Origin of the sequence: Marivirga arenosa (assembly GCF_030503895.2) — a bacterium.
GTDB classification, from domain to species: domain Bacteria; phylum Bacteroidota; class Bacteroidia; order Cytophagales; family Cyclobacteriaceae; genus Marivirga; species Marivirga arenosa.
This window is the reverse complement of the sequence record NZ_CP129970.2, coordinates 521,567-535,265: the sequence shown is the minus strand read 5'-3', so window position 1 is coordinate 535,265 and position 13,699 is coordinate 521,567. Positions and strand designations below refer to the sequence as shown.

At 32.2% G+C, this 13,699-nt stretch carries 11 protein-coding genes; 10 read left to right on the top strand and 1 reads right to left on the bottom strand.

Annotated features, from left to right (window positions below; translation table 11 throughout):
- The first annotated feature begins 51 nt into the window (after positions 1–51).
- The 10 genes from QYS48_RS02285 (at position 52) to QYS48_RS02240 (ending at position 12,411) form a co-directional block, all read left to right on the top strand.
- Positions 52–1,218, top strand: coding sequence for a DUF4221 family protein (locus tag QYS48_RS02285; protein WP_308357358.1), 1,167 nt, complete (start codon positions 52–54; stop codon positions 1,216–1,218).
- A 160-nt stretch (positions 1,219–1,378) separates the two neighbouring features.
- Positions 1,379–1,633, top strand: coding sequence for a hypothetical protein (locus tag QYS48_RS02280; RefSeq protein ID WP_308357357.1), 255 nt, complete (start codon positions 1,379–1,381; stop codon positions 1,631–1,633).
- A gap of 1,043 nt (positions 1,634–2,676) precedes the next feature.
- Positions 2,677–3,681, top strand: a complete 1,005-nt coding sequence (locus QYS48_RS02275) for a BF3164 family lipoprotein (RefSeq protein ID WP_308357356.1) — start codon at positions 2,677–2,679, stop codon at positions 3,679–3,681.
- Positions 3,678–4,496: a hypothetical protein gene (locus QYS48_RS02270; RefSeq protein WP_308357355.1), complete on the top strand. Its 819-nt coding sequence runs from the start codon at positions 3,678–3,680 to the stop codon at positions 4,494–4,496. Before QYS48_RS02275 ends, QYS48_RS02270 begins: the two co-directional genes overlap by 4 nt.
- Before the next feature lie 552 nt (positions 4,497–5,048).
- Entirely contained in the window at positions 5,049–5,243 is a 195-nt protein-coding gene (locus tag QYS48_RS02265) for a hypothetical protein (protein WP_302103909.1), read from the top strand.
- Between the two features lie 54 nt (positions 5,244–5,297).
- Positions 5,298–6,479 carry a DUF4221 family protein gene (locus QYS48_RS02260; RefSeq protein ID WP_308357354.1) on the top strand — a complete coding sequence of 394 codons (1,182 nt, stop codon included), beginning with the start codon at positions 5,298–5,300 and terminating at the stop codon, positions 6,477–6,479.
- Complete coding sequence (locus QYS48_RS02255; protein WP_308357353.1) at positions 6,448–7,416, top strand: hypothetical protein; 969 nt, start codon at positions 6,448–6,450, stop codon at positions 7,414–7,416. Before QYS48_RS02260 ends, QYS48_RS02255 begins: the two co-directional genes overlap by 32 nt.
- Complete coding sequence (locus tag QYS48_RS02250; protein WP_308357352.1) at positions 7,413–7,715, top strand: hypothetical protein; 303 nt, start codon at positions 7,413–7,415, stop codon at positions 7,713–7,715. The genes QYS48_RS02255 and QYS48_RS02250 overlap by 4 nt, the downstream gene beginning before the upstream one ends.
- Positions 7,716–8,054: 339 nt before the next feature.
- The gene (locus tag QYS48_RS02245; protein ID WP_308357351.1) at positions 8,055–9,206 is read left to right on the top strand and encodes a DUF4221 family protein; all 1,152 of its coding nucleotides are present in this window, start codon (positions 8,055–8,057) and stop codon (positions 9,204–9,206) included.
- A gap of 112 nt (positions 9,207–9,318) precedes the next feature.
- Positions 9,319–12,411: an efflux RND transporter permease subunit gene (locus tag QYS48_RS02240; RefSeq protein ID WP_308357350.1), complete on the top strand. Its 3,093-nt coding sequence runs from the start codon at positions 9,319–9,321 to the stop codon at positions 12,409–12,411.
- Positions 12,412–12,495: 84 nt separating this feature from the next.
- On the opposite strand, the gene pgk is transcribed toward QYS48_RS02240, so the two are convergent.
- Positions 12,496–13,683, bottom strand: a complete 1,188-nt coding sequence (gene pgk, locus QYS48_RS02235; RefSeq protein WP_302103916.1) for a phosphoglycerate kinase — start codon at positions 13,681–13,683, stop codon at positions 12,496–12,498.
- Positions 13,684–13,699 lie beyond the last annotated feature (16 nt).

Here is a 13,699-nt window from a genome sequence, read left to right as displayed (position 1 = left end):
CTACCCATTTTTATGTCTGATTTTGTGTAAATTTTTCAAATATTGATTAATATGATTAAGAAAATATTGTTTATTGTTTTTCTAAGTACAATAATTTCATGTAGTAAAAGAGAAACAAGTGAAGTAAATACTGGAACCTCTAAAGAATTTGAAAACATATTTAGTTTTCAACCAAGTAAGCTTATAAAGGTTAAAATTGATGAATTTACTCCTTATCGTACCTTTAATTCACAGTTGATAGATGAAGATTCGAATAACCCTATATTGGTATGGGAAAATGCCCCACTGAATGCTTTGGAATTTTATAGTTTAAAAGATCAGAAATTAGTCAAAAGAATTAAAATTAAAAAAGATGGACCTGATGGTATTAACGGCCCTATTAGGGGCTTTGAATATCTAGCTAAAGATTCAATTTTGGTTTCTAATGGGCGGAGATACGAGTTTTTTTTGATTAATGAGGAAGGATTGCCATATAAGAAGTATGTGGTCTATTCTGAAGATGTTGATAAGTTATCAGTTCCGATTGTATATGATAATAAACCCATAATGTATTCATATCCAAATGTTTTTGTTGTAAGTAAGCCTGATAAAGACTATAATTCCGAGGGTTGGTGGAATGGTAATATGTTACTAAAAATAAACCTTCAAAATAAAGAGTTTGAGTATTTGTTAAACGGACCTGAAAAATACTTTGATAAGATACATGGTGCGTATTTTTCTCATCATTCAATGGTAATGAATGAAGATGAAGAAATAATTATTTCCTATCCGATAGATTCTGATATAGCCATTTTCAACCCAGAGAATCAGAATGTAGATTGGAAATATGGGGGGTCTAGGTATTTTCACAAAATACCAGATTGGAATAAACCTAAATCTAATAAAGATGAAAAGTTTTACATCGAGTCAAATTCATATAGGGAGGTTTTTTATGACAAATGGCGTGATGTATATTATAGAATAGCGTATCGTAGAGTAGATTATATAGATAAAAATGGATTAAGAGTAAATTGGAATTATAAACTCCCTTCAATAATTATTTTAGATAACGAGTTTAAGAAAATAGGTGAATATGACCTACCTAAAAACACCTACTATACCAGAAATACTTTTGTCGGTGAAAAGGGACTATACATATCAATTAATCATGAAGAAAATTCAAATGCAGATGAAAACTACCTTACTTTCCAAATATTGGAACCAGTTACTGATATTTAAAATTATATTGATAAGTATGTTTGGATGTTCAAGTAACGTTGAATACTCGTCAAACGATAATTTCATTGATTTTTTAAATCAATTAGAAATTTCAAGTGAGAAGAAAAATAAGATTTTTATAATTATTCCTATGAATAATAGTTGTTCCAGTTGTAGAAAAATGACAATTGAAAAGATTCCATATTTTTTAACATTTAAGGATTTAAATATCATCTTATCTGATTATGGTAAAAAGAATATCAATATATCTATTAATGAAGATATTTTAGATAATTCTAACGTCCATATTGATGATAATTTTTTATCAAAGCGATATCAGTTGTTGACTGATTATCCAGTGATATATTTCACAAATAGTAATTTAGAGGTTTTCAATAAAAAAATCACAGCAGCAACATTTGATGCTGATATATAAGATTTTAAAAATATAGTACATGAAAATTATAATACTGTTATAAAATAATAAACAGCATCATGTTTAGACTTGATGTTGTTATTTTTGAAATTGCAGGTTTGTTTTGATTCGTAATTGTCAGTTTTTATCAATTATAGTAGGGTTGAAAAATCCTAAATTCTAAAACAAATTTGAGATAATGAGCGCTTAGTTCATTATCTCTTTTTAGAATGATTTTCAATCTTAAAACCTAAAAACGTAGTATCTCTTTTCCTCATCCCCCGATAATTCCTATCTTTACCATATGTCCGCGTTTCGCATTATTATCTCATTTTTGGTGATCAGTTAAAAGGGTTTGGCGCTTATTCCGAAACTGTCTATCTGCCTTAATCTATATTTACAGTGGAGGTAATAAGAGTGTAAATTTGGTAGCTACTATTATTTTTAGAATAGTATAATTATTCAAACAAGTCTTTAGTTTGTGACAAAAACTAATGTAATAAATTTTGCATTTACATTTTTTTTTTTTGATTTTAGGTATCAACTCAGTTAAACTATAAAATGTAGTGACTGATTCAAAACAGTACCCGCTAGCAAACGCTGTTTTGACCAAAACCTGCAGAGTGAAGAAATTTGACTTGGCCCACCTTATTAGGCCTTTGGTAGTTCAAGGAACGTATTTTTCATTATTTAGTACATATTGAGGTTGATGTTAGTTAATTTTTAACTTTAAATTTATTTATTATGAAGAAGAAAATATTTTATTTCGTCTTATCATTTTTTTCGATTTTAGCAATGAGTAGCATCGATTTTAGTAGATCATTTGCACAAACTGGGGCCACATGCTATTCCTCTGATATGTATATTTGTAGAGGGTGCACTATTGGAGGATCCCTACGCAACTATAAACAGGTTACTTTTTGTACACCTATTGATCCAGTAAATTGATTTTTTAAAATGATACTGTTTCAAGTATAATATACTAAAACCAATTATTAATAGTAGTATACTAAATATTGATACGAGTATATTTTTTGAGACAGTATCTTTAAAGATTTATAAAAATGCATTCAATAAAAACATATGTTATAGCTGTTTTTTTAGTATCAGCACTATTTAGTTGTTCAAATTCGGAAAAAATAAAACATTTCTCTTTAACTCACGAAGTCATAGATTTGGATCCACATTATTATGGTAAAGATTATCAGTTTGATATTTCAAATGATACATTAATAATTCTAGATGGTTATTCCGATGATAAATTATTTAATGTATATAACTTAAAAAATAATAAACTGATCGGAAAATTTGGAATTGTTGGAGAAGCACCCTATCAGGTTAGCAGATCTGGTTTTTTTTTCTGGGATAAAAGTCAAGGTAAAATTTTTATTGCAGATTATGCTAGCTTAAATCTAAAAGAGTTTAAAATAAATGCAGCTTTAATTAATAAAAAGTATCAACCGAATGTGATCCATCATCCCAGAGATTTAACTGTTGCTTTTTTTCAATCCATTAACGATAGTACCTTTATTACGAGGCAGTTAGATCAAACTGATGATTTATTAGTTACATTTAATCAGGAAAAAGTTTTAGATACAATTGGAAAATGGTATAGTAATCGAGATCCTATACTGTTGTTTGATAAATTTCAGCAATATTATTACGTAAACAATAAACATCCCCATCAAAATAAGTTTGTAGCTTCATATTTTAGCTACGACATTATTCAAATTGTGGATGGAGAGACAAGAGAAAGTACTATAGTCCAAGGTCCGGATAAAATTTCTTATAAGGATAATAAAGATGAGTTTTTAGCTTATAGGTGGGCTGAAACAACAGGTAATTATATTTATGCCAGTTATATCGGGGAATTTGCAAGCAATGATCCAAATACTTCACAATATGCTGAAGAAATCCATGTGATCTCATGGGAGGGGGAGCATATTGCACGACTTGACTTAGATGTTCCAATACGATTTTCTCATGTAGATGAAGAGAAAGGTTTTATTTATGCCTTAGCCGATGATAAAAATGGAAATTTTGTAAAGTTTAAATTACCCGAATTATGAGATTTAGTATTTTAGTTCTTTTAAGTATTATAAAATTTAATTTCTTTTCTTATTCGCAGTCTGTTCAAGTTACAGCATTTGACGAATCTGATTATAAAAAGATAGCTGGTGTCCATACAATAGGCTTTCATCACTCTTCTTATAATCATAACGCTAAAGATGTTAGGGTCTTTTTAGTGGAAGGGAAATATTGGTTGTTTCCTGCAGTGGGGCTACGTTTTGGTGGTAATACTAAAATGGAAAGTGTTCCATCTGACATTGAAATGTTTAAGAAGGAAAATCATTATACATTCAATATTGATCAGGTAGGAACTTATACTTTTAACATAAGTACAATAAATCCTACAAATAATTTAAATGATTTACTGTATGTAATTTATAAAGCATATGACCCCAGTGTCAGGAAGGATATTGACTCATTCTCCTACACCGCTTTAGATAAACAAAAGATATCTTCTGATAACACTGATAAGCAGTATTCTGTGATTTATTTTGCTGGGAGAATGGATTTAATTGAACGAGATCAGATTGAAAGTTTAAATAATTTAAAAACTAAATTTGACATGGTACAATTCATCTGTATGTTTAAAGAAACAGAAGCTGAACTGATTCCTTTTAAAGAAGAAACTAATTTCAATTGGAGTATTATTCCTTCAGTTAATTCAAGAGAACTAACAAAATACCAGATAGGAAAACTTTTGTCAGAACCTTCTATTTACCTTGTTGACAATAATCTAAATAAAATTATCTACCATTACTATGGGGTTTATAATCTGCCAATGGTATTAACGAAAGCTTTGAAAGAGATACAATAATTTTTCAAAGAGAAGCTCAATATTTTTATATATTAATATACTTAGTTTTTATTATTGGAATAAGGAATTCAAAACCTAAAGCCCTAGTTCTCATCTTTGCAACCCCCAATAATTCCTAACTTTACCGCATGTCACCATTTCGAATTATTATCTCATTTTTGGTGATCAGTTAAAAGGGTTTGGAAACTGTCGATCTGCCTTAATCTATATTTACAGTGGAGGTTATAAGAGTGTAAATTTGGTAGCTAATATTATTTTTAGAATAGTATAATTATTCAAATAAGTATTTAGTTTGTGACAAAAACTAATGTAATAAATTTTGCATTTACATTTTTTTTTGATTTATGACATCAACTCAGTGATACTATGAAATGTAGTGACTGATTCAAAACAGTACCAGCTAGCAAACGCTGTTTTGACCAAAACCTGCAGAGTGAATAAATTTGACTTGCCTCACCTAAATAGGCCTTTGGTAGTTCAAGGAAAGTTTTTTCATGAAATAGTATATGTTGAGGTTGATGTTAATTTTTTTTAACCTTAAAATTTGTTGTAATGAAAAAGAAATTAATTTTCGCTTTATCATCAGCTATTTTGGCAGGTGGTCTCTCCTTTGGAATAATGTATGAAGCTAAGTCCCAAGATACCTTCAAGCCTCCATTTTGTGATAATGGGGTAGTGAAAGGAAAAAAAGTGTTTGGCGTTTGTATGGGTACAGGAGATGATTGCTTTAGATGTGAAATTTTTTAGAAAACAATAAGTAGAAAACTGGGTGATGTGATATTCACCTAGTTTTAATATTTTATGAAAAACAAAATAATATTCCTTTTAGTCGTTCTTTGGACTTGCTCTTGTAATGACCAAACACATCAAAACGAAAACCTTGATTATCGAATTCTTAAAAAAATCGAAATCGAGTTAAGTTCAAAAAATCAGTACATACATAGTCAACTCCAATTTTTGGATAGCTGTACAATAATCGCATTAGATAGAAATTTTCGGAAACTAGACATTATATCAATTTGTGATGAAAGATTTGAAAAGTCAATCTTGCTACAAGATGACGGTCCTGATAAAGTATATCCAGTAAGCTCATTTTTTTATCATTCAGTAGATTCAATATTTCTGTTTTCCTTAGATGCAGTTACTTTTCAATTAGTTGACACTAGTTCTCATGTATTGAACGAGTGGAGGCTCCAAAACTTAGTTTTTCCGGATGAGGTTTTTGCAAATATTTCAGGAAGTAATGGATATTTTGATCCGTTTTCTTTAACTCAGAACGGAATGTTTCATCTCCCGTTCAATTTTGATGAATCAAAAAATAGACTGACAGTAAATATTTTGCCTCAATCGGAATTCATGGGTTTCAAAGATAGAAAGACCTATTACTCCTCACCTTTGATCGGAATTTACTCATTGGAAAATAATTCTTTCATGTCGTTTTCTGGCGAATGGCCAGATTTGTATCAAGCTGATAAAACGCCAAACAACCCCTTCAATAACTTTGTCTTTAATGACAAACAAAAGTTCGTAATTAATTTCTATAACTCTGACAAAGTTTTTTCAAGTGAAAAAAATGATTTCTACAGAATAAGTAGTAATTATTTTGATGAAAGATACACACTATTTTCAATAGATGCTGAGGCAGATTATACGACAGAACAAGAATTAAATGCCTTTCATAAGGACGAAGGTTACGTGAATTTAGTTTTTGATCCATTTAAACGTTTATATTATCGCATTGCTAAGCACAGTAATGATAATCTAGGGAAAGAAAATAGTCATAGAATGGAGGCAGAATGGTCAATCATTGTTTTTAATGAAAACTTCGTAGTACTAGGAGAGGTTTTAATGCCGAAAAAAACCTATAATTATCTCCAAATATTGCCAACCAATTCTGGGTTGCTGGTTAGCAAAGAAAACATTTATTCACCAACCAATAATGAAGAGCTTTATGAATTTGACCTTATCGAAATTACTTTGTAAAATATCCGTTTTTTTTATTGTGACTTTTTCAGTAAATATAGCTGACGCTCAACAAATAGAGGAAAATTATATTTTTTACAGTCCATCTGATGCCCAAATAGGAAATTTGACGTTTCTCAATAATAATACTAAAATGTTTTCAAATGGGAATTCTCTGTTGTTGATAGGAGATAAAACTAGACATTTAGATACGCTTAATCTTAGCAATTACGGTTTTTCAAGTTTTATTCAAAATATTTCAGTTATAAATGATAGTCTTTTTTCTATCAGTACTTTAAGTGAATTCTTAAAAATTGATATTAATGAAAACCAATTTAAGGTAATAAATCAAATGAGTAAGGCAGATTTAAGGAAGCAAGATATTGATTATGACCAATTCATTTTTCTTGATGATGGTTTTTTAACCTTAAATATTAATTCGAAAAGAAAAACTATTAAGTACAAAATTGCAAAATACTCAAATCAATTCAAAAAAATAGCCGAAGAGGAATTTGAAATATCTGAAATTGATAAAAACGATTTTAGTTACAAAGCGGTATCCTATCCTCATAACTATTATTTAACCAAATCTAATTATCTCGGGTTTTCCTTGAAAGAAGGAAAAGCTTTTATCTTATTGGATTTAATTTCTTTTAATCTTAAAAAGATTGATTTACAAAATCTTACTACACCTGAAGAAGGAATAGAAATATTTTATAACAGAGCGGATGATTCCTATTACATGGTTAAATATAATGCATTAGGTAACCAAAAATCTAGATTAACTATTTATGATGTTGATCCATTTACTTTCGACCACTACAAATTAAATGAACTAGAAATTGACGTGAAAAAGGTTCGAGGTGGATTCCACAATGGGAAAATGTTGCTAATGGATGATTTTAAAGGATCTTTAGGCTTCTATTTAGTACCTATAAATGATTTACATAAGATATGAAGTACTTGAAAATAATAATTCTTTTTTTGCCTTTATTTTCTTGCTCTGAAAGAAGTAATGTTGAGTTATTCTTTGACGAAGAACTTAAAATACAGTCTGAAAATAGAAAAGGGCAATTCTATTATTTCATTAACACCCAATCATGCAGTGGCTGTTTGGAGATAAATAATCTTTTCCTCTTAGAAAATGAATTAGACTTTTTAAATCTGGTTTTTATAGGAGATATGGAGAATAGAGGCTTTTTTAATAGACAAGATTACAATCTTAATAATTGGTCCATAAAAGAAATTAAAGAATAAAGCTTTTTTAAATATAATATCTACACAAATGATCCTTTATTAGTTAAGTTTAATGAATATGGAGAGCTAGAATATGCTAAAAATATAGGTGTTAGTCAGATCGGGATTTTGAAAAATCTAAAAAATTAATTTTTCTCTTTAAACTAAGGTGGAAAACTGTATTATTATGTGTTATCCAAGACCTACATATGCAACTCTAGAATGTGACAGACAAGGGTTTGATGATTGTGTTACCTTACCTAAAGGGCCTTGAGATCATAAAATAATAGCAAATTAATTATTTACTGATAATATAAGGGGTGGTAAATTCCACTCCTTACATATGATTTGATTAAACCAATGGAAATAAAAAAAATATTCTTTCTCTTAATAATAACATTCTTCATTTATTCCTGTAGCGATAAAATTGATTCTTCTAAGGAGCCCAAGATTAAAGTTGCACGAAGCTTTCTGGAATTAAAAGTTAATGATAGTACTTCAAACATAAGCAGAGGACTGCAAGCCTTTAATAATGAAGGCCATGAGATATTATTTAATATTAACTGGGGACTAAATAGTTTGCAGATATATAATTTGGAGGATAGTAAATTAATAAAAGAGATTTTTTTTGAAACGGAGGGAGAGAAATCCGTAGGAAGAATTTTTGGATTTCATGTTCATTCTTTAGATAGTATATTTCTATTCAGTCAGAGAACTTCTGAATTTTCTATTATTGATACTGCTTATAATATTAAAGATAAGATTGAATATACCGCACCTGATGTGTATTCAAATGCTTTTGTCCATAATTCTTATTTCTTGAGTACACCAATACTTATTGATAACAAATTGATAGTAAAAACACACATTCAGGGTAACTATCGATCTATGACTAATGCTGAATTAGAAAAAAAATCAATCTCTTACTCAATAGATATTAAGAGTGGAGAAACAGAATTATTAGTTCAAAAATATCCTGAAGATTACTTGAATGAAGGGCTTAAGTTTTACGAGTACAGCATGGCAGGTCATGAGGATCAAATAGTTTTCTCTTTTTTTGGCGATCATAGGCTATTTTATACTTCCAAGGAAGATGAAAATAAACTTCAGTCTACAGTAGCGAAGAGTAAATATTTAGCTGATAAATTACCATTATTTCCCGTGAATGGGGCCAGGGAAGAAACATATGAATACTTATTTGCAAGTGATCACTATGAAAGTCTCCTTTATGATAAGTACCGAGATCTTTATTATAGGTTTGCTTATCCACAGCAGAAGTTTGAAAATATAGAAGACTTACAAAGATTTAGGGATGCCCCTGACTCTTTTTCACTGATGATTTTAGATGGAGACTTAAACATCATAGAGGAAATACTTTTTGATGAATCTAGATTAGTACCTAATAACGTTTTTGTAGGAAAAAAAGGACTGTATATCTCAACAAGCCATCCTTTAAATCCAGAAATGAAAGAGGATAAAATGATTTTTGATTTAGTAGAAGTAAAAATGTAATAAATAATCGAAAGGAATTATTTCTGCTGGCTTTAGAAAAAAGAAATATTTGAACAGACTAAATAGGTAGTTTTCAACTTCTTGATCAGACAATAATTCCTATCTTTACCCCATGACCCCATTTCGAATTATAATTGCGTTTTTAGTCGTCAGTTTAATGGGTTTAGCCTTGATCCCAAAGCTGTCAGTCAACCTTAACCCTACTTATCAGACCCCTGAAATAAGTATCCAGTTCAGTGTTCGTAATGCAGATCCTACGCAGGTAGAAAAATTAGCTACTGCACCATTAGAAAACATATTGTCGCAATTGAGAGATCTCGATGAGCTCAATTCACAATCACGCTATGGAAGCGGTAATATCACGCTTCGCTTCTCCAAAAATGCCGATTTAGCCTATAAACGTTTTGAAGTAGCCACCTTAATTCGTCAGCTGTATCCTCAATTAGATGAAAAAGTAAGCTATCCGATTTTGCGTAGCAGTGGGGGCGATGAAGAAACAGAGAATAGTACGATTTTACGTTACACGGTACGAGGGCCGTTCGCCTCATATCGGATCAAAGAAATTACTCAAGAGTCCATCATTAAGCCTCTGCAAAATATTCCGGGAATTGAATCCCTTCCGGTCTACGGAGCCAATAGTTTGCAGCTCAGTATCAAATTTCATCCCGCAAAAATAGAAGCCTACGGCCTAAGTACGGATGATTTGAGAAATGTAATTCAACAAAGTGGTCAGTTGAAGTATCCGGGCTTAGCCCAAAGTGCCGGAAATGAAAAGTATGTATTGATACTTGATCAGAGGTTCAGCGATATAGAAGAAATAGGTTCGCTTAAGGTAACGAATCAGAAAAGCGGCCATAGCTATCGCTTAAATGAATTAGCGGATATAAATATTGAAGAGCAACAGCCTAACAGTCATTATCGAATTAATGGTGAAAACTTTGTAACGCTCACGGTTGAAGCCAGAAAAGGGGTGAACCGCATAAATCTTGCAAGAGAAGTGAAATCCAGGCTTGAAAGCATCGAAAGCAAGCTGCCGGAAGGCATTGCTTTGCGTTTGGTGTATGACGATACTGAATACCTGGAGAAAGAGCTCGACAAGTTATACGAGCGCTCCATTTTATCGATGGGTATACTCATCCTTTTTATCTTTTTAATTAATAGAAATTGGCGCTATCTGCTAGTGCTTTTTGCTGGTATATTTGTTAATGTTTCTTTATCGATCATAGGCGTTTGGGCCTTGGATATTGAAATTCATCTCTACTCTTTAGCCGGCTTGACCATTTCCTTTGGTTTAATAGTAGATAACGCCATTGTGATGATCGATCACATTCATAAATATAAAAACAGGCATCTGTTCCTTGCCTTATTGGCGGCTTCACTGACCACAATTGCAGCACTTTTATTGGTTTTTTTATTACCGGAAGAACAAAAGATGAATCTTGTAGATTTCTCAAAAGTGGTCGCCTTACTTCTTGGAGTCTCTCTTTTGGTCGCTTTATTTTTTACTCCTGCGCTTTATGCACTTTTATTCAATTCATTTAATCGAAATTTCAAAGGAAATAGCTTAAGGCAATTAAGGAGGAAGGTTCGTTGGTTCCAGAGATATTCGAGCGCAATTCATTGGTCGGCCCGCTATCGCAAAAGCTTTTTTGTAGTTTTATTACTGGCTTTCGGTCTTCCGATTTTCATGCTTCCGGCTAAATGGGAAGATCATGAATGGTACAATAAGATCATCGGATCAGATATTTATCAGGATGATATTCGTCCAATATCTGATAAATGGTTAGGGGGAAGTTTACGACTTTTTGTCCGGAATGCCTATGAGCGATCAAGCTACAGGCAGAACGAAAAAACCCGTCTTTATCTGACAGGGAGATTGCCTTATGGTAATACTATCGAGCAGATGAATACGATCATGAAGGATTTCGAAGAATTTCTGCTCAAGCAGGAAGGAATTGATATCTTCACTACTCAAATCTATTCTGGTCAGTATGGTCGAATTGAGATCATTTTCAAAGAAGATTATGAGAAATCTGCATTTCCCTATCAGCTGAAAGCACGCTTGTCATCAAGAAGTACCAATTGGAGCGGAGTGCAATGGAGTGTGTATGGGGTGGGGCAGGGCTTCTCCACCGGTTCCAGTGACCGAATTCCTTCTTTTAGGGTTAATTTAAAAGGATATAATTATTTTGAATTGGAGAATCAAGCTGATAAGCTTGCTGCCATGCTTCTTAAGCATCCTAGAATACAAGAGGTGAATACCAATGAACGGATGAGTTGGCGAGATCAGAAAAGTAAAGAGTATATCATTCGTCCAGACTTGCAGGAATTAGCTTTTCACAATATTAGCTTGTCGGAATTTACGAATGCCATAAGAATGCATGCTCCGGCTAATGCAGCCTCTACATATCTACCGATCAATGGTGAGCAGTATCCTGTGGTTTTAGTATCTAGCCAGGCTAATAATTTCGATAAATTTGCGTTGGAACAATATAATCTCGATTACGATGGGAAGAGAATTCCAAGCAGTAATTTAAGTAAGTTGCAATTGGAGAGTACAGCAAATGCCATCTACAAAGAAAACCGGAGTTACATTAGGGTGTTGAGCTTTGAATATTACGGCTCTTCTCGTTTTGGAAGTAAGTATTTAGATGAAGTATTAGCATCTTACGATCAAATTAAGCCACTTGGCTATAGTGCTGAAGAGCAGTCTTTTAGTTGGGGGTCAGATGCCGCTAAAAAGCAATATTCCTTGCTGCTGTTACTGATAGTGGCTATTTTCTTTATCTGCAGCATTTTGTTCGAAAGCTTCAAATTGCCTTTTTACATCTTACTTCTCATACCACTTTCATTTATCGGGCTTTTTCTGACTTTCGGTTGGTTTGAGTTTTACTTCGACCAGGGAGGATATGCTGCCTTTGTGATGTTGGGCGGTTTAACGGTGAATGCAGGCATCTATATTCTTTATGATTTTAAGAATAGAAAGGTACAAAACAGCAGAGGTTTTCTAAAATCTGTAAGTACGAAAGCAGCTCCGATATTATTAACCATTTTCTCTACCTGCTTTGGATTGGTTCCATTTGTAATGAACGGGCAAAATGAAGTCTTTTGGTTCTCTTTAGCAGTGGGGACGATTGGTGGACTGATATTTTCTATGATCGGAGTATTCTTCTTTTTTCCGTTGCTAGCTATCAATAAGAAGTAAAAGTTTAATCAATAACTTTTTTAAAAAAAGCTAAGCAATTTGGTTTGTAAATCCGCTAACCTAAGCTAGCGGATTTTATATGTTTTATGATTTTAAAGCAGCCACACCCGGAAGTTCTTTGCCTTCCATGTATTCTAATAATGCACCGCCACCTGTAGATACATAACTTACTTTGTCTCCATATCCTAAAGTATTTACTGCTGCTGCAGAATCACCGCCACCAATTAATGAGAAGGCCCCATTTTCGGTTGCTTTCACTACGGACTCAGCTATTGCTTTTGTACCTTTTGCAAAGTTTTCCATTTCGAAAACTCCCATTGGTCCATTCCATAATATAGTTTTCGATTCTTCTACAGTTTTTTGGAATATCGCAGTGGCTTCGGGTCCAATATCTAATCCCATCCAGCCATCTTCTATTGCGTGGTTTTGGGCAATTTTAGTGTTAGCATCATTAGCAAAATTGTCAGCTACAATAGAATCTATTGGTAATTTTAATTCAACTCCTTGCTCTTTAGCTTTTTGAATAAGTTCGTTTGCTAAATCTAATTTATCTTCTTCTACTAACGAGTTTCCGATTTTACCACCCATTGCTTTAAAGAATGTATAAGACATTCCTCCCCCAATAATTAAGTTGTCAACTTTAGGTAATAGCTTTTCTATAATTTGAATTTTATCAGATATTTTAGCACCTCCCATAATGGCAGTATATGGCTTCTCTGCTTTTTCTAGTACTTTATCAGCATTTTCAATTTCAGCTGCCATTACAAAACCAGCCATTTTATCTTCAAAGAATTGCGCTACTACTGTAGTAGAGGCATGCGCTCTGTGAGCTGTACCAAAAGCATCATTTACATATACATTTCCTAATCTAGATAAAGCTTTTGCAAACTCTTCATCACCTTTTGTCTCTCCTTCGTGAAAACGAACATTTTCTAATAATAAAACTTCACCGTTTTGAAGTTTTTCAACCGCCTGTTCAGCTTTTTCACCTATGGTATCTTCACTAAAATGTACCTTTGCACCATAAGCCTTTTCTAAATCTGCAACAATATGTTTTAATGAAAATTTGTTTTCGGGACCGTTTTTAGGTCTTCCAAGGTGAGACATAAGGACTGCTTTTCCGTTATCATCCAATATTTTTTTGATTGTAGGTACAGTCGCTTTTATTCTCGTATCATCCGTAACTTTAAAATCTGCATTAAGTGGAACATTTAAATCTACTCTTACTAATGCCGTTTTGTTATGAAATGAAAAATCTTTTACAGTTTTCATGGAGTTTTGTTTAATT

Excerpts from the sequence above, each read along its gene's own strand:
- QYS48_RS02285 (WP_308357358.1), top strand. The coding sequence starts at position 52 with ATGATTAAGAAAATATTGTTTATTGTTTTTCTAAGTACAATAATTTCA.
- QYS48_RS02280 (WP_308357357.1), top strand. The coding sequence starts at position 1,379 with ATGACAATTGAAAAGATTCCATATTTTTTAACATTTAAGGATTTAAAT.
- QYS48_RS02275 (WP_308357356.1), top strand. The coding sequence starts at position 2,677 with ATGCATTCAATAAAAACATATGTTATAGCTGTTTTTTTAGTATCAGCA.
- QYS48_RS02270 (WP_308357355.1), top strand. The coding sequence starts at position 3,678 with ATGAGATTTAGTATTTTAGTTCTTTTAAGTATTATAAAATTTAATTTC.
- QYS48_RS02265 (WP_302103909.1), top strand. The coding sequence starts at position 5,049 with ATGAAAAAGAAATTAATTTTCGCTTTATCATCAGCTATTTTGGCAGGT.
- QYS48_RS02260 (WP_308357354.1), top strand. The coding sequence starts at position 5,298 with ATGAAAAACAAAATAATATTCCTTTTAGTCGTTCTTTGGACTTGCTCT.
- QYS48_RS02255 (WP_308357353.1), top strand. The coding sequence starts at position 6,448 with ATGAATTTGACCTTATCGAAATTACTTTGTAAAATATCCGTTTTTTTT.
- QYS48_RS02250 (WP_308357352.1), top strand. The coding sequence starts at position 7,413 with ATGAAGTACTTGAAAATAATAATTCTTTTTTTGCCTTTATTTTCTTGC.
- QYS48_RS02245 (WP_308357351.1), top strand. The coding sequence starts at position 8,055 with ATGGAAATAAAAAAAATATTCTTTCTCTTAATAATAACATTCTTCATT.
- QYS48_RS02240 (WP_308357350.1), top strand. The coding sequence starts at position 9,319 with ATGACCCCATTTCGAATTATAATTGCGTTTTTAGTCGTCAGTTTAATG.
- pgk (WP_302103916.1), bottom strand. The coding sequence starts at position 13,683 with ATGAAAACTGTAAAAGATTTTTCATTTCATAACAAAACGGCATTAGTA.